This is a genomic window from Nocardia sp. JMUB6875, assembly GCF_041154655.1.
Lineage (GTDB): Bacteria > Actinomycetota > Actinomycetes > Mycobacteriales > Mycobacteriaceae > Nocardia.
Genome location: NZ_BAAFGR010000028.1, coordinates 1 through 20757, shown reverse-complemented (window position 1 = coordinate 20757; position 20757 = coordinate 1). Strand labels below are relative to the sequence as shown.

The 20757-nt window shown below is 70.2% G+C and carries 16 protein-coding genes; 11 read left to right on the top strand and 5 right to left on the bottom strand.

Annotation, left to right across the window (positions count from 1 at the left end):
- Window positions 1-5 precede the first annotated feature (5 nt).
- From ACAM49_RS09890 to ACAM49_RS09880, 3 genes are read left to right on the top strand one after another with little or no spacing between them, the layout of a single operon-like run.
- Window positions 6-1370: an NtaA/DmoA family FMN-dependent monooxygenase gene (locus ACAM49_RS09890; protein WP_369635160.1), complete on the top strand. Its 1365-nt coding sequence runs from the start codon at window positions 6-8 to the stop codon at window positions 1368-1370.
- Window positions 1367-2179 carry a DUF1684 domain-containing protein gene (locus ACAM49_RS09885; RefSeq protein WP_369635159.1) on the top strand — a complete coding sequence of 271 codons (813 nt, stop codon included), beginning with the start codon at window positions 1367-1369 and terminating at the stop codon, window positions 2177-2179. The genes ACAM49_RS09890 and ACAM49_RS09885 overlap by 4 nt, the downstream gene beginning before the upstream one ends.
- The gene (locus ACAM49_RS09880) at window positions 2176-3312 is read left to right on the top strand and encodes an LLM class flavin-dependent oxidoreductase (protein WP_369635158.1); all 1137 of its coding nucleotides are present in this window, start codon (window positions 2176-2178) and stop codon (window positions 3310-3312) included. Before ACAM49_RS09885 ends, ACAM49_RS09880 begins: the two co-directional genes overlap by 4 nt.
- A gap of 199 nt (window positions 3313-3511) precedes the next feature.
- Here ACAM49_RS09880 and ACAM49_RS09875 read toward each other — a convergent pair whose 3' ends face one another.
- Window positions 3512-4786: an ROK family protein gene (locus tag ACAM49_RS09875; protein WP_369635157.1), complete on the bottom strand. Its 1275-nt coding sequence runs from the start codon at window positions 4784-4786 to the stop codon at window positions 3512-3514.
- Window positions 4787-5299: 513 nt separating this feature from the next.
- Between ACAM49_RS09875 and ACAM49_RS09870 the strand changes: the two genes are divergently transcribed.
- Genes ACAM49_RS09870 through ACAM49_RS09845 form a run of 6 tightly spaced genes read left to right on the top strand, consistent with a single transcriptional unit; the run spans window position 5300 to window position 12022 of the window.
- Window positions 5300-6088: a GntR family transcriptional regulator gene (locus ACAM49_RS09870; protein ID WP_369635156.1), complete on the top strand. Its 789-nt coding sequence runs from the start codon at window positions 5300-5302 to the stop codon at window positions 6086-6088.
- Window positions 6089-6316 carry a ferredoxin family protein gene (locus tag ACAM49_RS09865; protein WP_326310131.1) on the top strand — a complete coding sequence of 76 codons (228 nt, stop codon included), beginning with the start codon at window positions 6089-6091 and terminating at the stop codon, window positions 6314-6316.
- Window positions 6317-6325: 9 nt separating this feature from the next.
- On the top strand, window positions 6326-7705 hold the full coding sequence (locus ACAM49_RS09860) for an ABC transporter substrate-binding protein (protein WP_369635155.1): 1380 nt from the start codon (window positions 6326-6328) through the stop codon (window positions 7703-7705).
- Window positions 7702-8568 (top strand): ABC transporter permease, encoded by an 867-nt coding sequence (locus ACAM49_RS09855; protein ID WP_369635154.1) that lies wholly within the window; start codon window positions 7702-7704, stop codon window positions 8566-8568. Before ACAM49_RS09860 ends, ACAM49_RS09855 begins: the two co-directional genes overlap by 4 nt.
- On the top strand, window positions 8565-9326 hold the full coding sequence (locus tag ACAM49_RS09850) for an ABC transporter ATP-binding protein (protein WP_369635153.1): 762 nt from the start codon (window positions 8565-8567) through the stop codon (window positions 9324-9326). Before ACAM49_RS09855 ends, ACAM49_RS09850 begins: the two co-directional genes overlap by 4 nt.
- Entirely contained in the window at window positions 9326-12022 is a 2697-nt protein-coding gene (locus tag ACAM49_RS09845) for a fumarate reductase/succinate dehydrogenase flavoprotein subunit (protein WP_369635152.1), read from the top strand. Before ACAM49_RS09850 ends, ACAM49_RS09845 begins: the two co-directional genes overlap by 1 nt.
- Before the next feature lie 27 nt (window positions 12023-12049).
- On the opposite strand, the gene ACAM49_RS09840 is transcribed toward ACAM49_RS09845, so the two are convergent.
- Both ACAM49_RS09840 and ACAM49_RS09835 read right to left on the bottom strand, forming a co-directional pair.
- Window positions 12050-12943 (bottom strand): immunity 49 family protein, encoded by an 894-nt coding sequence (locus ACAM49_RS09840; RefSeq protein ID WP_369635151.1) that lies wholly within the window; start codon window positions 12941-12943, stop codon window positions 12050-12052.
- Window positions 12944-13061: 118 nt separating this feature from the next.
- Window positions 13062-14672 carry a DUF2207 domain-containing protein gene (locus ACAM49_RS09835; RefSeq protein ID WP_369635150.1) on the bottom strand — a complete coding sequence of 537 codons (1611 nt, stop codon included), beginning with the start codon at window positions 14670-14672 and terminating at the stop codon, window positions 13062-13064.
- A gap of 78 nt (window positions 14673-14750) precedes the next feature.
- Here ACAM49_RS09835 and ACAM49_RS09830 point away from each other — a divergent pair, with 78 nt between their 5' ends.
- On the top strand, window positions 14751-15956 hold the full coding sequence (locus ACAM49_RS09830) for a neutral zinc metallopeptidase (protein ID WP_369635149.1): 1206 nt from the start codon (window positions 14751-14753) through the stop codon (window positions 15954-15956).
- Window positions 15957-15962: 6 nt separating this feature from the next.
- On the opposite strand, the gene ACAM49_RS09825 is transcribed toward ACAM49_RS09830, so the two are convergent.
- A complete protein-coding gene (locus ACAM49_RS09825) occupies window positions 15963-17258 on the bottom strand; it encodes an ammonium transporter (protein ID WP_369635148.1) in 1296 nt (431 codons plus the stop codon).
- 105 nt (window positions 17259-17363) lie between these two features.
- Window positions 17364-18197, bottom strand: a complete 834-nt coding sequence (locus tag ACAM49_RS09820) for a hypothetical protein (RefSeq protein ID WP_369635147.1) — start codon at window positions 18195-18197, stop codon at window positions 17364-17366.
- 392 nt (window positions 18198-18589) lie between these two features.
- On the opposite strand from ACAM49_RS09820, the gene ACAM49_RS09815 reads away from it, so the two are divergent.
- A partial coding sequence (locus ACAM49_RS09815; protein WP_369635146.1) for a DNA polymerase III subunit gamma and tau occupies window positions 18590-20757 on the top strand: 2168 nt, incomplete at its 3' end.

The following is a 20757-nucleotide window of genomic DNA, read 5'->3' as shown; positions in this document are numbered from 1 at the left end:
GCACCATGCCGGATCATCGGATACGCAAGCAGATTCACCTGGCCGCCCACTTCCCGGGCGTCAACCACCACACGGTGTGGACCGACCCGGAGTCGGGCAGCCAGATCGACTTCGACTCATTCGTGCACCTGGCGCGCACCGCCGAGCGCGGACTGTTCGACTTCTTCTTCCTGGCCGAGGGCCTGCGGCTGCGCGAACACCGCGGCCGCATCCACGACCTGGACGTGGTCGGCCGCCCGGACACCTTCACCGTGCTCAACGCGCTGGCCGCGGTCACCACCCGGCTCGGGCTCGCGGGCACCATCAACACGACCTTCAACGAACCCTTCGAGCTGGCAAAGCAATTCGGGACGCTGGACCATCTCTCGGGTGGTCGCGCGGCCTGGAACGCGGTGACCTCCTCCGACGCCTTCACCGGCGAGAACTTCCGGCGCGGCGGCTATCTCGAGCACGCCAAGCGCTACACCCGCGCCCGGGAGGTGGTCGACGCCACCCGCGCGCTGTGGGACAGCTGGCCCGCGGACGCGGTCGTGATCGACCGGGAGCGCGGGATTTTCGCGCGGCCGGTGCCGGAGGTCCGGTTCACCAGCGACCAGTTCGAGCTCGACGGCCGGTTCGTGCTGCCGCGCAGCCCGCAGGGCTATCCGGTGCAGATCCAGGCCGGCGATTCCGACGAGGGCCGCGAATTCGCCGCCGCCACGGCCGATGTCATCTTCAGCGCGCACGGCGAACTCGAGGACGGACGGCGGTTCTACCGGGACGTGAAGGACCGGCTCGCCAAATACGGGCGCGCCCGTGACGATCTGAAGATCCTGCCCGCCGCCGGGTTCGTGCTCGGCGACACGGCGGACGAGGCCGCCGAGCGCGCCCGCCACATCCGCCGCCAGCAGGTGACGCCGCAGACCGCCATCGCCTTCCTGGAACAGGTTTGGGGCCAGGACCTTTCGGCCTATGACCCGGACGGTCCGCTGCCGGATATCGATCCGGCCGAGGACGTGAACATCACGCGCGGCCGGGTCCGCCACGCCAAGGATCTGCGCGCCATCGCCGACGCCTGGCGCGCCAAGGCGGCCGCCGAGAACCTGTCCATCCGCGAGCTCATCATCGCGACCACCGCCCGCCAGCAGTTCGTGGGCACGCCCGCGCAGGTGGCCGCCGAGATCGACCACTACGTCCAGTCCGATGCCGCCGACGGTTTCGTCCTGGTCCCGCATCTCACCCCCGGCGGCCTCGACGAATTCGTCGACCGGGTCGTCCCGGAACTGCAGGCGCTGGGCAGTTTCCGCACCGAGTACACCGGCTCGACCCTGCGTGACCATCTGAATCTGCGCCACCCCCATCACAGCACCGAAGGAGTACGCGCCTCATGACCGCAGCCACCACCGAATTCGACCAGCAGTGGGCCACCTTCCGCGCCGAACGCGCGGCCTGGGCGCGGCAACCGCTGGGCTGGCTGAGCCTGACCGGGCTGCACTGGCTCGGGGAGCAGGAGGAGACCGTCGAGGGCATTCCCGGCCGCTGGCGCGCCGACGCCGAGAACGTCTATGTCACGGTCGAATCCGATGACGCCGAGCCGCTGCGCCTGGACGGCGAGGTGCTCACCGGGTCGGCCGTGCTGACCCCGGGCGAGGGCGCGCCGGGCCTCGAGGTCCGCACCGGCGAGCGGGTCATCGAGGTGATTCGCCGGACCGGCCAGTTCGCGCTGCGCGTGCACGATCCCGAGTCCGCCACCCTGCTGTCCTTCACCGAGATCCCGGCCTACGAGCCGAATCCGTCCTGGACCGTGACCGGCCGGTTCGAGCCCTACGCCGAGGCGCGCACCGTGACCACGGGCGCGGTGGTCGAGGGACTCGAGCACCATCACAATGCCGCCGGCACAGTCGCTTTCGAGCTCGACGGCGAGGCGCGGCGGCTGATCGTCTTCGGCAGCCCGGCCCTGGGCCTGCATGTCCTGTTCACCGACGTGACCAGCGGTGTCACCACCTACGGCGGCGCACGGCGGCTGGATCTGTCCACGCCCGCCGCGGACGGCACCGTGGTGCTCGACTTCAATCGCGCGGTCAACCTGCCGTGCGCGTTCACCGACTACGCCACCTGCCCTGTCGCCCCGCCGGAGAACCGACTCAGCATCGCCGTCACGGCGGGCGAACAGGATCCGCGGAAGGAGCACTCGGCATGACCATCCCACTCTCGGTGCTGGATCTCGCACCGATCAGCGCGGGCTCGACGCCGCAGCAGGCGCTGCGCAACAGTATCGATCTGGCCCGGCAGTCCGAACGGCTCGGCTATCACCGGTTCTGGGTCGCCGAACACCATTTCGTGCGGACCGCCAGCGCCGCGCCCACCACGCTGATCGGATTGATCGCGGCCGCGACCGAATCCATTCGCGTCGGTTCGGCGGCCGTGCAGCTGGGCCACCACACCTCGATCTCGGTGGTGGAGGCCTTCGGCACCATCGACGCCCTGTACCCGGGCCGCCTCGACCTCGGGCTGGGGCGCTCCGGTCACCGCGGCGAGCAGGTGCGGTCGGCGGGCGTGCCGCCGGTGCCCGCGCCCGACCGCCCCACCGAGGTGCGCGACGGCGTGGTGATCCCGCCGCCGTTCTACCCCGGCCAGCTGCTCGACTTCTCCAGGGTGCGAGCGGGTTTGGGCGCCCTGCACCTGCCGGGCGCGCAGCCGCTGCCCTACACCGACCAGGTCGAGGACATCCTGGCGCTGCTCGACGGCAGCTACGTCTCACCCGAGGGCGTGGACCTGCACGCGGTGCCGGGTGAGGGCGCGGACATCCAGCCGTGGCTCTTCGGCAGCAGCGGCGGCGAAAGCGCCCAGCTGGCAGGACGATTGGGGCTGCCGTTCGCGGCGAACTATCACGTGTCGCCGGGCACCATCGTCGAGACCGTGGAGGCGTACCGGGCGGCGTTCCGTCCGTCCGCGCGCTTCCCGCGGCCGTACCTGGTGGTGTCCGCCGATGTGGTGGTCGCCGAGGACGACGCCACCGCACAGCATCTGGCCTCCACCTACGGCCACTGGGTGTACAGCATTCGCAGTGGCGCGGGCGCGGCCGAATACCTCGACCCCGATACCGCGCCGCCGCTGTCCGATCAGCAGCGCCGCCTGGTCGATGATCGGGTCACCACCCAGTTCGTCGGCTCCCCGGGCACGGTCGCCGAGCGCCTGGACGCCCTGCGCAAGCTGACCGGCGCGGACGAAATCCTGGTCACCAGCGTCACTTTCGACCACGGCGACCGCGTGAACTCACACCGCCTGCTGGCTCGCGAGTGGGGGCTCTCCCCGCAGGTGCGCGCCGCCTGAGACCCCCGACCGCCCGCCAGGAAGGGGACTCCGGGCCGGGCGGCGGGACCCCCGCACCGCGCGCAAGGGCCTCGCGCGCGTGCGGGACTCGAGGTCGGGCCGGGCCGTGGACCGCCCGGCCCGACCTCTCGTAAACCCAAGAGCCACAAAGAATCCCCGCCGGACGCATCCGGCGGGGATTCTTTTCGTACGTCCGCGGCTAGCGCGACCGCGTGGCCCGGCGCATGGCCGAGAGCGGATCGGCGTAGAACACGCTCACCGAGGTGACCGCCGCCGCGAATTCCTGCACCCGGCCGCCGAATCGGCTGATCCGCAGGTCTGCCGCGGGCAGCGTGGTCGATTCCGCGAAGGCCTTGGCCACCCGCTCCATGCCGGGCCGCCAGCCGGTGAAGGCCTGCCCGCCCAGCACCACCCGGTCCGGGTTGAACATGTCGCGCACCAGCGCCGCGGTGCGGCCCAGGATCTCGGCCCGCTCGATGAGCAGGTCGCGGGCGGCGGTGTTGCCCGAGTCGGCGGCGCGGTACAGGTCGGTCACGGCCGGGCGGCGCGGGGCCTCCGGCTTGGGCAGCACGCCCTTGCGCACGGCGCGCTCCAGCAGGGCGCGCTCACCGATGGCGGCCTCCAAGCAGCCGCGCCGGCCGCAGGTGCAATCCACATCCGAGCCGGTCGGCAGGTGCGCGATCGAACCCGGGCCATTGGTGGGCGTGTGCACCCGATCGTGCAGAGTCACTGCCACACCGGCGGTTTCGCGGGCGTAGACGAACAGGCTGCTGCCCGGCCGGGCCTCCTCGGCCGGATCGCGCGGTGCGAGCAGCAGTTCCGCCGCCGCCATCGCCTCGACATGCGCCGACACCGAGACCGGCAGATCCAGCACGCTGCTGAAGACCGCCGCCACCGGCGCGGCCTGCCAGCCCAGCCGGGGATGGTCGACCACGCCCGCGGCGGGATCGACCCGGCCCGCCAGCGCCACACCGGTCCACAGCGGCTTGCGCCGCGGCAGCCGGTCCAGGAACGCCTTGGCGCTGCGGGCCACTATGGTCAGCGCCGCGTCCTGAGTCGTTTGGGGAGTGGCGATTTCGAGTCCGCCCAGAATGCGGCCGGACAGGTCGGCGGCCACGATGCGGGTGACGGTGAAGCCGATGTGCACACCCAGCGTCACGTACGAGTCGGTGTCGACCTCGAACGGCACGCGCGGGCGGCCCACCGCGCCGGACGCGGTCAGATCGGCGCGCTCGCGCAGCAGCCCGGCCGAAAGCAGCGCGGACACTTGGCGATTCACGGTGGCGATGCTCAGGCCGGTGGCCTGGGCGGCGACATCGCGGAAGATCGGGCCGCGGGTGGCGGCGCGGAGGACCGCGGCCGCCGGGTTGTCGGTGATGCGCAGTTCCGGTGGGACCGCCGGGCGGGCCGGAGCCAACCGCGCGGTGGCGGTGGAAACGGCGTTATGGGGACGTTCGAGCGTGGGGCTGGACACTGTGGGAATCCTTGCTGCGGTCCCGCCTGGCACAGGGGGGACGAATGCCTACATGGAGGTATCGGCTGTGCAGCGAGGAACCCGGATTCGCGGGAGCGGTGACGCTCGGACGATCGGGCTCAGAACTCGGCTGCGGGACGGCAGGGACAACACAGTTCCCGTTGCCGCGGCAGCCGAACGCCCAGCGCGACGGTCACATAGGTGACCCGCGGCGCGGAGAGAGGGCGATTGGCAGACATGGGATCAAAGTATCATTCCGATCACGGTGAACGGAAGCCGTAGCGGCTTTCGGCCCTGCTCCACGCATTCCGATCACCCTGATTTCAAGCCCGTCCGAAGCGCCCGGGGTGGCGCAATATCCGTGTTCGCCGACATTTCGGCAGGCCACGCGAGAGCCGTGGCGGCGTAATTCCGCACCGCCTCCCGGGCCCCCGCCGTGAGCGCCTGGCCCGCACCGCTTTCCGCCGCTACTCTTCCTGAAACCCCAGGTCAAAGGCGTGGAAAGGAGTCGAGGTGTCGCCGGAACCGGTACCGCTGCGCGCCCCCGAACGCCGGGCCGATCGCGCCCGCCAGGTCGCCGATGTGCTGCGTCAGCAGATCCACACGGGCGCCTTCGATCGGGCGCTGCCGTCGGAGTCCGCGCTCGCCGCGGAGTTCAGCGTGTCGCGCAACACAGTTCGCGACGCGCTGGCGCTGTTGAAGGATGAGGGGCTGATCGAACGGGCCCCGAAGGTCGGCACCCACGTCGCCCAGCGCAAGTACGACCACGGCCTCGACGCCCTGCTCGGACTGAGGGAGACGCTGCGCGGTCACGGCGAGGTCCGCAACGAGGTGCGCGCCGCCCGCCGCCTCACCCCGCCGCCCGCCGTCGCGCGCAAGCTGCGGCTCGAACCCGGCGAGCAGGCCGTCTATATAGAGCGACTCCGTTACCTGGGTGACCTGCCGCTGAGCCTGGACCTCACCTACCTGGTCCCGGACATCGGCGCGGAGGTGATGGCCCGCGACCTCGAGACCAATGACGTCTTCGCGCTCATCGAGCAGCTCGGCGGCGGCCCGCTCGGCTCCGCCGACCTCGCGCTCGAGGCCATCACCGCCGACGCCCACTCCGCCATGACCCTGCAGATGCCCGAGGGCGGCGCCCTGCTGCTGCTCGAGCGGCTCACCAGACTCGGGGACGGCCGCCCGGTCGACCTGGAATACATCCGCATGCGCGGGGACCGGATCACCATGCGCGGCAGCCTGATCCGGCCGCCCGAGCGCGCACCCGGCCCCGACGCGGGCACCGACTGGAGGTTGACGTAGATGGCCATGGTCGAACAGCGGGCCGATGTCCCGGTGACCATCGACGAATCGCTGTGCATCCAGGGCTGCACGCTGTGCGTGGAGATCTGCCCGCTGGATTCGCTGGCGATCAATCCGGACAACGGCAAGGCGTACATGCACGTCGACGAGTGCTGGTACTGCGGCCCGTGCGCCGCGCGCTGTCCCACCGGCGCGGTCACCGTCAATATGCCCTACCTGCTGCGTTGAGGAAAACCCATGAAGCTCTACCCCGCCCGCCTGGCCACCGCGGCCATTGCCGCCACCCTCGCCCTGACCGCCTCCGGCTGCTCGCTGGAGAGCACCGGCGGCGGTGACACCGTCAAGGTCGTCATCGGCTACCAGTCCAAGACCATCAATACCGTCACCGCCGGAACCCTGTTGAAGGCCAGGGGTTTCCTGGAGCAGCGCCTGAACGCACTGGGCGGCAAGAAGTATCAGGTCGAGTGGCAGGACTACGACACCGGTGCGCCCATCACCGCGCAGATGGTGGCCGAGAAGATCGACATCGGCTCGATGGGCGATTACCCGCTGCTCATCAACGGCTCCCGCACCCAGGCCAATGAGCGGTCCAAGACCGAGCTGGTCTCCGTTACCGGCTACAACCCCAAGGGTGCGCTGAACATGGTGGTGGTCGCGCCCGATTCCAAGGCGCAGACCATCAACGACCTTGCCGGGCAGAAGATCTCGGCCAGCGTCGGCTCCGCCGGGCACGGCACGCTCGTGCAGGCGCTGAGCCGGGCGGGCATCGATCCCAAGTCCGGGGTCGAGGTGCTCAACCAGCAGCCCCAGATCGGTTCCTCCGCACTGGAATCCGGTCAGGTGGCGGCACTGTCGCAGTTCGTGGCCTGGCCCGGGCTGCTGGTCTTCCAGAACAAGGCCAAGCTGCTCTACGACGGCGCGGAACTGAACGTGCCGACCTTCCACGGCGTGGTGGCCCGCCGCGACTACGCGGGGCAGCACCCGGAGGTGCTCGACGCCTTCCTGCAGGCCCAGCTCGACGCCACCGACTTCATCCACCAGCATCCCCTGGAAGCGGCGCAGGTGGTCGCCGACAGCGCCGGGCTGGCGCCGGAGGTCGTGTACCTCTACAACGGGCCCGGCGGCACCTCCTTCGACACCACGCTGAAGCCCTCGCTCATCAGCGCGCTCAAAGGCGATGTGTCATACCTGAAGTCGATCGGCGACTTCGCCGAACTTGATATCGACAAGTTCGTCGACCCGGCCGCCCTGAAGAAGGTGTATCAGGAACGCGGGCTGAACTACGACGCCGAACTCGCGAACACCGCCAACCCGCTACCGGGCACCGGCGGTGAACTGTGGCTCGCCGGACAGAACACCACGCAGCCGACGGCCGACGCCACCGCGCTGCTGGCCGCCGTCAAACAGGCTCGGGCTCAGGGCAAGACGGTCCGCACCGCCTACATCGCCGACGCCGAACTCGGCACCCGCTGGTTCGCCGACAAGGCGCTGTGGGTCCGTGACGGTGACACCTATCTGCCCTTCACCACCGCGGCGGCCGCCCAGCGCTACCTGGCCAAACACCCGTCAGGCGTGAGCATTTCGTTCGAGCAGGCCGTCAACGAGGTCCGGGTATGAGTGCCGCGGCCGTGGCGCTGGAGGCGGCGGTCCCGGCCGCCGTCCCGGTAGAGCCGCGCGCACACCGATCGCGGGGCGGCCGCGCGCTGTGGCGGTCTCGTACCGTTCGGCTGCTGTCGGTGCTGGCGGCCGTGGGCGTCTGGGAATTCCTGACCGCCAACCATATTCGGCTCTGGGTGCGGTTCGACACGCTGCCGACCGTCACCCAGATCGTGCGGGCGTTCCGGCATCAGCTCGGCACCGACACCTACTATCTCGACCTCGGGCAATCGCTCATCCGGATCCTCACCGGATTCGGGCTGGCGGCGCTGCTGGGCGTGGCCAGCGGTGTGGCACTGGGGCGTTCGCGCTGGTTCGCCGATATCGTGGGCCCGCTCACCGAGCTGGCCCGGCCGATTCCGGCCATCGCCATCGTGCCGGTCGCCATTCTGCTGTTCCCGGACGACGAGGCCGGAATCGTGTTCATCACCTTCCTGGCCGCGTATTTCCCGATCATGGTCGCCACCCGGCACGCGGTGCGGGCGCTGCCGACCATCTGGGAGGAATCGGTGCGCACCCAGGGCGGCACGCGCTGGGACGTGCTGTGGCGGGTCGTGCTGCCGGGCAGCCTGCCCGGCGTCTTCGGCGGGCTCTCGACCGGGATCGGTGTGGCCTGGATCTGCGTGGTGTCGGCCGAGATGATCTCGGGGCGGCTGGGTGTCGGTTATCGGACCTGGCAGGCGTACACGATCGTCGACTATCCGGGCGTATTCGTCGGGATCATCACCATCGGCGTGCTCGGCTACGGCACCTCGGCCGCCGTCGAACTGATCGGGCGGCGGGTCACGCACTGGCTGCCCCGGGGTGAGGAGACCGTGAAATGAGCACGGCCGGAATCGATCTGACCCTGGATCGGGTCGGGCTCTCGTACACGGGCGCGCCGGTGATCGCCGACCTGTCGCTGACGGTGCGGCCCGGCGAGATCCTGATCCTCACCGGGCCCTCGGGCTGCGGGAAGTCCACCGTGCTGCGCGCCCTGGCCGGGCTGCTGCGGCCGGATTCGGGGCGGGTCCTGGCCGACGGCATCCCGGTCACGGGCACCGACCGAGACCGCGCCGTCGTCTTCCAGGACAACGCGCTGCTGCCGTGGAAGACGGTGCGGGCCAATATCGAACTGGCGCTGAAGCTTCGGGGTGAGCCACGCGCCGGACGGCGAGCGCTGGCCGACCGCTGGATCGCCGAGATCGGGCTCACCGGCTTCGCCGACTTCCTGCCCAAATCGCTGTCCGGCGGCATGCGCCAGCGCGTGCAGCTGGCCCGCGGGCTGGCGGGCGCGCCGCGCGCGGTCATGATGGACGAACCCTTCGGCGCACTCGACGCTCAGACCCGGAACACCATGCAGCGCTTGCTCATCGACACCTGGCGGGCGCACCCGACCACCGTCGTCTTCGTCACCCACGACGTGGACGAGGCGCTGCTGATCGGCGACCGGATCGCCGTGCTCGGCCGCGCGGGAGCGCCGCTGCGCGCCCTGCTCGAGGTTCCCCGGCCGCGCGAATCCGGCGTCGACCGCTCCGCCCTGCGCACCGAAATCATTGCCGCCCTCGATCATTCGGGCGAGCTCACGGAGGCAACGCACTGATGGACATCCCAGATCTCGCCGACACCACCCGCCTGGACTGCGACGTCCTGGTCATCGGCGGCGGCACCGCGGGCACCATGGCCGCGCTCACCGCCGCCGAGGCGGGCGCGAACGTGCTGCTGCTGGAGAAGGCGCACGTCCGCCACTCCGGCGCGCTGGCCATGGGCATGGACGGCGTCAACAATGCCGTCATCCCCGGCAAGGCCGAACCCGAGGACTACGTCGCCGAGATCACCCGCGCCAATGACGGAATCGTCAACCAGCGCACCATCTATCAGACCGCCACCCGCGGCTTCGCCATGGTGCAGCGGCTCGAGCGGTACGGGGTGAAGTTCGAGAAGGACGCCTACGGGGAGTACGCCGTGCGGCGGGTGCACCGGTCGGGGTCCTATGTGCTGCCCATGCCGGAGGGCAAGGACGTCAAGAAGGCGCTGTATCGCGTGCTGCGGCAACGCAGCATGCGCGAGCGCATCCGGATCGAGAACCGGCTCATGCCGGTGCGGGTGCTCACCGAGAACGGGCGCGCGGTCGGCGCGGCCGCCTTGAACACGCGCACAGGCGAATTCGTCGCCGTCGGCGCGAAGGCCGTCATCCTGGCCACCGGTCCGTGCGGCCGCCTCGGACTGCCCGCCTCCGGATATCTCTACGGCACCTACGAGAACCCGACCAATGCGGGCGACGGGTACGCCATGGCCTACCACGCGGGCGCGGAGCTCTCCGGCATCGAATGCTTCCAGATCAATCCGCTCATCAAGGATTACAACGGCCCGGCCTGCGCGTACGTGGCCAATCCGTTCGGCGGCTACCAGGTCAACGCGCTCGGCGAGCGCTTCGTGGACTCCGACTACTGGTCGGGCCAGATGATGGCCGAGGTGAAGCGGGAGATCGAATCCGCGCGCGGCCCCATCTATCTCAAGGTCTCACACCTGCCCGAGGAGACCCTCGAGGCGCTCGAGGGCATCCTGCACACCACCGAGCGGCCCACCCGCGGCACCTTCCACGCCAATCGCGGCCACGACTACCGCAGCCACGACATCGAGATGCACATCTCCGAAATCGGGTTGTGCAGCGGGCATTCCGCCTCCGGCGTGTGGGTCGACGAGCACGCCCGCACCACCGTCCCCGGCCTCTACGCCGCGGGCGACCTGGCCTGCGTGCCGCATAACTACATGATCGGCGCGTTCGTCTACGGCGACCTGGCCGGAGCGCACGCCGCGGGCACCCTCGCCGACCTGCCCGCCCCGGGCGACCTGCCCGCCGACCAGCTGGCCGCCGCGCACGAACTCGTCTACCGGCCGCTGAGCAATCCCGACGGCCCGCCGCAGCCGCAGGTCGAATACAAGCTGCGGCGCTTCGTGAACGACTATGTGGCCCCGCCCAAGACGGCCACCAAGCTCTCCCTCGCCATCGAGACCTTCGACCGCATGCGCGAGGACCTCACGTCGATGGGCGCGCGCACCCCGCACGAACTCATGCGCTGCGCGGAAGTCAGCTTCATTCGCGACTGCGCGGAAATGGCCGCCCGGTCCTCACTCACCCGGACCGAATCCCGTTGGGGCCTCTACCACGAGCGTGCCGACCTGCCCGAGCGCGACGATATCGAATGGCGGTACCACCTGAACCTGCGCAAGGGCGCGGACGGGCGGATGGAATTCCTGAAGCGTCCTGTCGCACCCTATTTCGTGCCGGTCCCGGGACTGGACGAGCTGCCTTCGGCCGAGACCGCCGCCATCCCGGTGGCCCAGCCCGCCCTGGTCGGAACGCCGCCCAACATCGGCGCGGACCTCCGCTCCCGCGCCGCCGCCTCGGGTTCGCCCAAGGAGATCGTGGCCCCGCGCATCGCGCTGGTGTTGAGCCTGGATTCGCCCGGGCTCGCGGATCTGGAGTCCTTCCTATCCGATGCCGATCCGCGCGTGCGGGCCACCGCGCTCTCGGTGCTCACCGAGAACACCCCCGACGGTTTCGCCGACCCGCTGATCGCCGCGCTCGCCGACGAGGACGCCGAGGTGCGCGCCGTCGCCGTGTCGGGTCTGCGGGAGCTCGCCGAAATCCTGCCCGCGGCAACGGGTCTCGCGGACCATGCGGATTCCCCGGACCCGCTGGTCCGGGCGGCCGTGGTGGACCTGTCCCGCGCCCTGCGCTCCGGCACCCCCGAACTCTTCGCCAAGGCCGCCGTCGACACCGATCATCGCGTCCGGGTCCAGGCGGTGAATGCCCTGGTGTCCCTGGATGATTGGTCCGCGCTCACCACCGCCGCCCACGACGACAACCGCGAGGTCCGCATTGCCGCCGCGCGCGGCCTGGCCACCGTCGGGCTCGGCGGCGCGGACACCCTCCGCGCCCTGGTCGGCGACCGTGATCCGCTGGTCCGCGCCGCCGCGCTCACCGCCCTGGCTCGCCTCGGCGATGACGCGGACGCCGCGACATTGACCGCCGCACTGGGTGATTCGGCCTGGCAGATTCGCGAGGGCGCGGCCCGCGGGCTGGCGGCACTGACCCCCGAGCGGGCCGCCGAGCCGCTCACCACCGCCCTAGCCGATATCCACCCCGATATCCGCAAGGCGGCGGTGCTCACCCTGAGCGCCTGGCCCGAATCCGCCGCCGCCCGTAGCGCACTCGAAACAGCCCTAACCGACGGCGATGCCGATGTCCGCGCCTACGCGCGTCGCGCGCTCGCCGTGCATGCGGGCGGCTGAGCGGGTTATGCGGGTGGCTGCGCCGGGTCACGCCTGCCGGTACAGCAGTCCGACGGGCAGATAGCCGGTCGCGACGCCCGGGCGCATGCCGCGATCCACGGCCAGGCAGGCCACCGCGAGCAGCGGCCAGGCGATGAAGCCCTCCGGATCCACCCAGCGCTGCGGTGTATCCCAGTAGCGCCGATGGAATTCCAGGCCCTCGAACAGTGCGGTGTCGAACTCGGCGGGCTCATTGCGGGCGACCGCGTCCAGCAGGCACAGCGCGAAGTACGCGATGGTGAGCGGGTAATCGTCCTCGGCGCCGGCCTGGGCGTCCACGGCGGCCTCGATGCCGTCGACGAGGATCGTCTCGGCCGCCGGATCGCCGGTCCACACCCGCTGCCAGGCATCGGCCCAGAGGTACAGGCAGCGCTCCCGCGGATCCCCGGTGCGGGTGGTCGCGGACAGCGGATAACCCTGGGCGCCGGTCGAACCCAGCAGGAAGGCGAGCAGTTCGCCGTCGCGCCCGATCAGCGCGGGCCACAGACCGCTCAGCACATCGGCGATGGTCGGCGGTGGGACCAGGCCGCCGGTGGCCGGAACCGACCACTGTTCCGCGTTGAGCGTCACCTCGACCGGCTCCTGCCCGGCGGGCCGCAGCACCGACCGCAGGCGGGCCGTTTGCGCCACGGCCGCATCCGCGACCGCCCGCCGCAACGGAATCGAATCGCCGCGCAGGTCATCCAGGCTCAGATATCCGGCGATGGCGCGCGAGCACCAGGCCACATCGGCGAGCACCGCGTGCGGATTCTGAGTCAGATAGTCCTGCCGCAGCGCCGTGGTGCGCACCCGCACGGCCCGGCCGAAACCACCGTCGGTATTGCGAATCGCGGTGGGATACCGCAGGTCCTGGGCATTGAGTGCGAGATGGCGATCGGTCATCGGAGTCTGAGTGTGATCGGCGCGGCCAGCAGAATTGCTGAAAGATTGCTCACTGGCGCGACAATAGCCGCCCGCGGTGCTCTGCGCATCGGTCGGCATATCGGTCGATCCACCGGTGTCAGCCCTGTTCGGAGGTCCGGAACAGCCCTTCGACGGCGGTGATGAAATACGGGAAGTGCGCGCCGAAACGGTGCAGACGCCGATCGCCCTCGAAGCCGCCGAACCAGTACAGCCCGGGACTCCCGTCCGCGGTCGGATCCAGATCGCGGAAGGCGCGCACCCACTGATCGCCGCGCCGTGCCGCCACCAGGAACGGCAGCGCCCGCGAGAACACCAGCTCCTGATCGGCGGCCGGAACCCGCTGCGGCGCAATCGCGTCCAGGCCCCGCAGCATGGCCCGCACCTGCGCCGTCAACTCCCGGCCCAGCGCCGTGCGGGACGGCAGGTAGCGGGGGAGCAGCAGCGCCGCCACACCGCCCAGGGCGATGGCCGCACCGACCAGCGCGTGCCGCTGCGGGCCCAGCGCCAGCACCACGGTCGCGATCACGCCGAGCAGGATCAGTCCCGCCCCGAGCCAGAATTCGAAACCGCGCCGGGTGCGGTCGACGAACACGCCGGCCGCCACCGCGTCGTCGATCAGGGCGCGGCGCACCGCGTTCGCGTCGACCTTGCCGCGAAGTTCGGAGAGCAGCACCGAATCGGCGCCCTCGGGAATCAGGGCCGCGTAGACCGCGCGCTCGTAGCCGCTCAGCTGAGCGTCCGGCGGATTCACCCGGGAGAAGCGCCAATCCGAATCGCCGACCGCGCTCACCCAGAGATAGTTGCGCACCGCCAGATCCACCACCGTGGACGCCATGTCCGGCACGTCGGCGTGCCCGTCCAGCAGCAGTCCGGCCGTGCTCGGCAGCATGCCGTCCGGAGAGGTGAACTGGACGTGATCGCCCTGGCGCACCAGCGGATCCAGCGCCTCGCCCCCGGCCGGGGCCGAATCGGCGGTACGCCGCGACCACAGCACGTATCCGGCCGCCGCGGCCAGCGCCGCGAGCAGCACCCCGAACGCGGCGAACACCGGCCCGGTCAGCGAGAAGGCATTGGGCGCGTTGTCATCCCGGACATCGGCATTGGCCTTCACGGTGTTCGGCGGCAGCTGCAGCGTCACATCGAGAATGTCGCCCTTGTGCAGATCCGTCTTCTCCAGATGCGCGAAACCGTCCGGCTCGACCCGAATATCGGCGCAGTCCTGGGGATTTCCGGGCGGGCCGACGGTGCACTTGGTGATGCCCATGCGGAAACTCGGGCTCGACACCGTCGCATTGATCGACGCCACATCGGTATTCAGCACACCGGTCCACTGGAACACCTGCGCGCCCGTGGCATCGCTGACGGTGTTGTGGACGGTGTATTTGAAGGTCGCCGAACCGGGCCGCGCGTGCACGGTGAAGATGTCATCGGCGACATTCGCCTCGCCGTCGCCCTCGGCGGAAACATCGGTCACCTCGAAATTGCGCTGCACGCCGGTTCCCACCTGCACCCGCAACGGCACGGCCTGCCGGAAATCCCCGCCCTCCGGCACTTTCACCGTTTCGGTGACCCGTAGCAGACCGTCGTCGCCCAGATTGATGTCGGCGGTGATATCCACACCGGCTGCCTGCGCCCACGCTGATGGCGCCGCCAGGCCCGCTGCCGTCAGCAGCAGCGCCACCAGGGCGGCCCCCCGAAAAATCTGCATGCCTGGCACTCTAGGGCAGCTTGCTATTCTTCCTCAGCGGCTGTCAGGTTATCTGCGAGGAACTAGGGGGTGCGGGGGATGACTCGCCCACCGTCGGATCACGGATCGACGCCCCCGGGTCAGCGCCCGGTGCCCCAGCAGTTCCCCGCGATCCCGCCGCAGCAGCCCGGCCGGCCGATGCCGCCGCCGCCCGGATATCAACGGCCGCAGGGTTATCCACAGCCGCAGGCTTATCCACAACAGCCCGGTATGCCGCCCCGCCCGGGTTATCCGCCGCGCCAGGGCTTTCCGCCGCCGCCCGGCTACGGTCAGTCGCCCTACGGCCAGGCCGCGCCCGGATATCGCGCACCCATGCCGCCGCCCGCCGCCGCCCCGCCGACCGGCGCCATCCCGGTGGCCCGCCCCGCGCCGCCGCGCCGCGGCCGGATGGGCGCCCTGCTGGTGATCCTGATCCTGGTGGTCACCGGTGTGCTGCTGCGCACCGCCGTCACCACCGGCCTGCACTCCATCAACGCTGGCTCGACCGTCAAGACCACTTACGCAGGCGATTCCGGCAGCGAGAACCGCGGTGTGCAGGCCACGGCCGACAATCCCTTGCTCACCAACGCCGATTACACCCTGCTCCCGGCCAAATGCGCGTACACCGCGTGGAGCACCCAGGTGGAGGTGGCGCGCAAGTTCTTCGAAACCGCCGCGAGCTGCCTGCAATCGGCGTGGAAACCATTGTTCGACAAGATGAATCTGCCGTTCGAAGCGCCGAAATTGAAGGTCTCGGCGACCACCAGCGGCATCACCACGCTGTGCACCGGCAACAGCAGTAATTTCGCCGCCTTCTACTGCTCGGCGGATATGACCATCTATATGCCGATCAGCCAGCTGCAAACCGATCTGTTCGGCAACAACTGGGTGGTGTACCTGTCGGTCTTCGCCCACGAATACGGCCATCACGTCCAGGCCCAGGCCGGCATTCTCGGCAAGGTGCACTCCCAGCGCCGGGACGCGGGCGCGCGCAGCGACCTCGGCCTGGAACTGTCCCGCCGCACCGAATTACAGGCCCAGTGCTTCGACGGCATGTACCTGTCGTCCTCGAGCAACGGCGGCTCGCTGACCAGCGCCCAGATCGGCGTGGCCCGCAATGACGCCTACCACCGCGGCGACGCGCCCGGCGATATGCGCGATCACGGCACCGCGTCCAACATGGGCACCTGGTTCGAGACCGGCTACGACAAGGATCGAGCCATGCAGTGCAACACCTTCAGCGTCCCGGCGAGCAAGGTGAACTGACCCGGCTCAGTGCCCGAGCGGCTTGCCGATGCGGTTCGGCGAATGCCCGTGCACGCCTTCGGCGTACGCGGTCTCCGCGTGCAGCGCGAAGTCGACGCCGCCGAGCTCGTCCTCGCGGCTGACCCGGAATCCGATCGTCTTGTCGAGCAGCTTGCCCAGCGCGAACGTCACCCCGAAGGCGAAGGCCGCCACCGTGATCACACCCACCGCCTGCTTGCCCAGCTGACCCAGCCCGCCGCCGTAGAACAGCCCCTCGGGACCGCCGGTCATCACCGCGGAGGCCAGCAAGCCGATCAGCAGCGTGCCCACGATGCCGCCGACGAAGTGCACGCCCACCACATCGAGCGAATCGTCGTAGTTGCCCTTGAACTTCCAGCTCACCGCGAACGAACACACCACGCCCGCCACCAGGCCGACCACCACCGCGCCGATGGTGTTCACCTCACCGCAGGACGGTGTGATGGCGACCAGACCGGCCACCGCGCCCGAGGCCGCGCCGAAGGTGGTCGGCTTGCCGTCGCGGCGCGCCTCCACCACCAGCCAGCCCAGCATGCCCAGGCAGCCCGCCACCAGCGTGTTCAGGAACACCGCCGCGGCGATCCCGTTGGCGGACAGGGCCGAACCGGCATTGAACCCGAACCAGCCGAACCACAGCAGACCCGCGCCCAGCAGCACGAACGGCAGATTGTGCGGCCGCATGGCATCGACCTTGAAGCCCACCCGCGGACCCAGCACCAGCGCCATGGCCAAGGCCGAAGCGCCCGAGGCGATCTCGACCACCAGACCGCCCGCGTAGTCCAGCGCGCCCAGCTGCATCAGCCAGCCGTCCGGCGTCCACACCCAGTGCGCGATCGGCGCGTAGACGATGAGCGCCCACACCGGCACGAAGATCATCCACGCCGAGAACTTGGCGCGATCGGCGATCGCACCGCTGATCAGCGCCACGGTCAGGATCGCGAAGGTCAGCTGGAAGGTGACGAACAACAGCTCCGGCACCGCCGCACCGGTTTTCGCGTCCACCACGTGCAGCGTGTCCGGATTGATCCCGGCGAGTCCGAAATGCCCGAGGTCGCCGATGATTCCGCCGCCCGCGTCATCACCGAACGAGAGGCTGTATCCACCCACCAGCCATGCCACCGTCACCAGCGGAATCGAGATGAAGCTCATCATCAGCATGTTGAGCACACCGCTGGAGCGCACCATGCCGCCGTAGAAGATCGCCAGGCCCGGCGTCATCAGCAGCACCAGCGCCGTGGCGGCCAAGAGCCAGGCCGTGGCCGCCGGGTCGAGGTGGGGTGTCATGCGGTAACTCCTTCCGCGCGTGATCGCGTTGCGTGGAAGTTACCGAATCCTCACGTTAAGGCGCTGTTACAAATATGCGGGTTTGGAAACCGTCCCGTAACAGCTCTAGCTGCGGGAACTCTTGACCTTTTTGGCCAAGGCGCGCAATCCGCGCGGGCCGGGCACCGGATTGCCGTCCTCGAGCGCCATCCATTCGGCGGTGACGAGCCACTGCTGCTGGGCGCGGGCGTCGGCTGTGTCGTTGAACACCCGGCGGCCGCGGTCGTCGCGCAATTCGTAGGCCAGCACCGACCAGCGCGGCGGGCGGCCGTGCTCGGCCACCTGATCCCGCAGATAGGCCGCGACCAGCGTGCCGATGGTGTTCACCGGCCGCAGCGATACCCGGTTTCCGTACCGCGCGGCATGGAAACGCCTTCCGGCACACAGGGATCGGGGCGTGGCGTTGTAGGCGATCCAGCCCGCGCGCTGGGCGCGCTCGATCAGCCACAGATGCTTGATGGCGGTCGGCGGGATCTCGCCCACCCGGTCCCGGATCAGGGCGATGACCGGTTCGGTGAGCAGGATGTCGCGCCGGGTCGGGCCGGTGCCGTGCGCGGTCCAGTATTCGTCGGTGAGCTTGGCCAGCACCCGCCCGAAGTCGTCGATGCTGCGCTGCGCCCGCCGGCCCAGGCGCTCGATCCGCTCGGCCTCGGCACGCATGTCGTTCTGCACGATGAGGGTGCGGATGGCCGCCATGGTCGGAACCTGACCGCGCTGCAGCAGTTCCAGAATGGCGCCCGCGGTGGCCGGATCGGCGGCGGCGGAGACGGGTAGCGAGTCGCGATTGATGTCGTAATCGCGCGGATTGATGGCCCTGCTGAGCAATCCGACGGCGGCGGAGTCACCCGCGAATTCGGTGCTGGAGAGCCAGGCTGTGGCGATGTCGTCGATCGACGGCACTTGGGCATTTCCTCCGGGAGATTTGGTTGTGCCCCGGTCGGGATGAGGGACCGGCCGGGGCAACCAACCTGATGAAGGTTTGGCTACCGAAGTTGCCGATGTCCACGGTAGCCAAACGATTGCGATCTTGCCGCATCGATTGGCCGGATCGTTATGTCCGCTCTGTGGAGTTGAAACAGAACGCAAGTCTGTATCTGGTGACGTAGCAGGTAAGGCGAGTTCGGCATTTGCTCTCTAAAAGCACGCTAAGAATTTGCTGCGAAGATCAGCAGGATTCCGAGTTCAGTCCGGTCGGTATCTACCGGCCCCGGGAATGCATGTGATTTGCATCACAGACCAGCGGGCTCGGCAGCGAATCGCTCCGTGTCGGTGGCGGCCGGTAACCTCTCCCCGTGGCTCTGTACCGGAAGTACCGACCGGCAACGTTCGCTGAAGTGGTGGGTCAGGAGCACGTCACCGATCCCCTGAGTATCGCGCTCGACACCGGGCGGATCAGTCATGCGTACCTGTTCTCGGGACCGCGGGGATGCGGCAAGACCTCGTCCGCGCGCATTCTCGCGCGCTCGCTGAACTGTGTGGAGGGCCCGACCTCCAAGCCCTGCGGCGTGTGCTCGTCGTGTGTGGCCCTGGGCCCGGGCGGTTCCGGCAACCTCGACGTCATCGAGCTCGACGCCGCCAGCCACGGCGGTGTGGACGACACCCGCGAACTGCGCGACCGCGCCTTCTACGCCCCGGCCGAATCCCGGTACCGCGTCTTCATCGTGGACGAGGCGCACATGGTCACCACCGCGGGCTTCAACGCGCTGCTCAAGATCGTGGAGGAGCCGCCCGCCCACCTCATCTTCGTCTTCGCCACCACCGAGCCGGACAAGGTGCTGCCGACCATCCGCTCGCGCACCCACCACTACCCGTTCCGGCTGCTCCCGCCCGCCACCATGCGCGGCCTGCTCGGCAAGATCTGCGATCAGGAGAACGTGGCGGTCGAGGAGTCGGTGTATCCGTTGGTGATTCGCGCCGGCGGCGGTTCCCCGCGCGACAGCCTCAGCGTGCTGGACCAGCTGCTGGCCGGTGCGGGCCCCGACGGCGTCACCTATCCGCGCGCGGTCTCCCTGCTCGGCGTCACCGACGTCGCGCTCATCGACGACGCGGTCGAATCCCTCGTCGCCGCCGACGGCGCGGCCCTGTTCGGCGCCATCGACCGCGTGGTCGAGGCGGGCCACGACCCCCGCCGCTTCGCCACCGATCTCCTCGAGCGCCTCCGCGACCTCATCCTGCTGCGCGCGGTCCCCGACGCCACCGACCGCAACCTGGTCACCGGCCCCGGCGATGTCATCGAGCGCATGCGCTCCCAGGCCGAGCGCCTCGGCGCGGCCACCCTGGCCCGCCACGCCGAACTCCTGCACGAGGGCCTCGGCGATATGCGCGGCGCCACCAACCCGCGCCTGCTGCTCGAGGTGATCGCCGCCCGCATGCTGCTCCCGGCCGCCTCGGACGCCGAGACCGCGACGCTGCAGCGCCTGGAACAGCTGGAACGCCGAATGGCAAGCGGCGCAATCCCGGTCGCCACCCAGCAGGCACAGGCGGCTCCGCAGCAGGCCCAAGCCGCATCGCAGCAGGCGCCCGCCACCCCGGCCGCATCCGCGGCGGCCGCCGCGCCTCCCGGCCGTCGCGGAGCCGCCGCCCTGGCCGCCATGCGCGCCGAAAAGTCCGGTGAGCCAGCGGCTCCCGCCGCCGAAACGGCACCCGCGCCGGTAACTCCGGCTCCGGAACCGGCCGTAGCGCCGACGCCTCCCGCGCCCGCGCCCGCCGCGGCGGTCCCCGCACACCCCGCCGAACGTGCCGCCGCACAACAGGTTTCGGCCCCGCCGGTGGCGGCCGAACCGCCCGCTCCGAGCGCGCCGCCCGTCCCGCCGGAGGCGCCCGTCGCGGAGCCGGAGCCTCCCGTCGCGGCGGTCGTGCCCGACGAGACGCCGGAACCCGAAGTCGCGCAGCAGGTTTCCGTTCCCGCCGAACCCGAACCCGTGGAACCGGTTGTCGCGGCGGCCCCGCCGGAACCCGAGCCGGTCGTCGCCGAACCCGTTGTGCCCGAGCCGGTCACCGCCCCCGAGCCGATTGCCGCCGCCGAGCCCGTCGCGGCGGGCGACGCCGTGCTCGCCGAGATCGAGGCGGCGTGGGCCGATATCCGGGCCAAGGTGCGCGAGTTCGGGGCCGCGGTGCACGCGCTGCTGTCCGGGGCCAGCGTCTCCCGGGTCGAGGGCGAGACGATCGTCTTCGCGCATCAGCACGCGCCGCTGGCGCAGCGGTTGTCGCAGCCGCAGTATGTCGAGGCGGTGCAGTCCGCGGTCCGGGCCGTGCTGGGCCGGGATCACGGGGTGAAGTGGGAAGTCGGCGGATCCGGATCGGGTGGGGCCGCCAAGGCGGCCGCGACCAAGGGACCCGCGACCCCGCCCCCGGCCGCCGCGCCGAAGAAGGCCGCGCAGAAGTTCTCCCGACCGAGTCAGGCCAAGGCCGCGGCCGCACCCGTCGCCGAGCCCGCGGCGCCGAGCGGGTGGGGCAGCCC

Coding starts and splice junctions, on each gene's coding strand:
- ACAM49_RS09890 (WP_369635160.1), top strand. CDS start 6: ATGCCGGATCATCGGATACGCAAGCAGATTCACCTGGCCGCCCACTTC.
- ACAM49_RS09885 (WP_369635159.1), top strand. CDS start 1,367: ATGACCGCAGCCACCACCGAATTCGACCAGCAGTGGGCCACCTTCCGC.
- ACAM49_RS09880 (WP_369635158.1), top strand. CDS start 2,176: ATGACCATCCCACTCTCGGTGCTGGATCTCGCACCGATCAGCGCGGGC.
- ACAM49_RS09865 (WP_326310131.1), top strand. CDS start 6,089: ATGGCCATGGTCGAACAGCGGGCCGATGTCCCGGTGACCATCGACGAA.
- ACAM49_RS09860 (WP_369635155.1), top strand. CDS start 6,326: ATGAAGCTCTACCCCGCCCGCCTGGCCACCGCGGCCATTGCCGCCACC.
- ACAM49_RS09855 (WP_369635154.1), top strand. CDS start 7,702: ATGAGTGCCGCGGCCGTGGCGCTGGAGGCGGCGGTCCCGGCCGCCGTC.
- ACAM49_RS09850 (WP_369635153.1), top strand. CDS start 8,565: ATGAGCACGGCCGGAATCGATCTGACCCTGGATCGGGTCGGGCTCTCG.
- ACAM49_RS09845 (WP_369635152.1), top strand. CDS start 9,326: ATGGACATCCCAGATCTCGCCGACACCACCCGCCTGGACTGCGACGTC.
- ACAM49_RS09840 (WP_369635151.1), bottom strand. CDS start 12,943: ATGACCGATCGCCATCTCGCACTCAATGCCCAGGACCTGCGGTATCCC.
- ACAM49_RS09835 (WP_369635150.1), bottom strand. CDS start 14,672: ATGCAGATTTTTCGGGGGGCCGCCCTGGTGGCGCTGCTGCTGACGGCA.
- ACAM49_RS09830 (WP_369635149.1), top strand. CDS start 14,751: ATGACTCGCCCACCGTCGGATCACGGATCGACGCCCCCGGGTCAGCGC.
- ACAM49_RS09825 (WP_369635148.1), bottom strand. CDS start 17,258: ATGACACCCCACCTCGACCCGGCGGCCACGGCCTGGCTCTTGGCCGCC.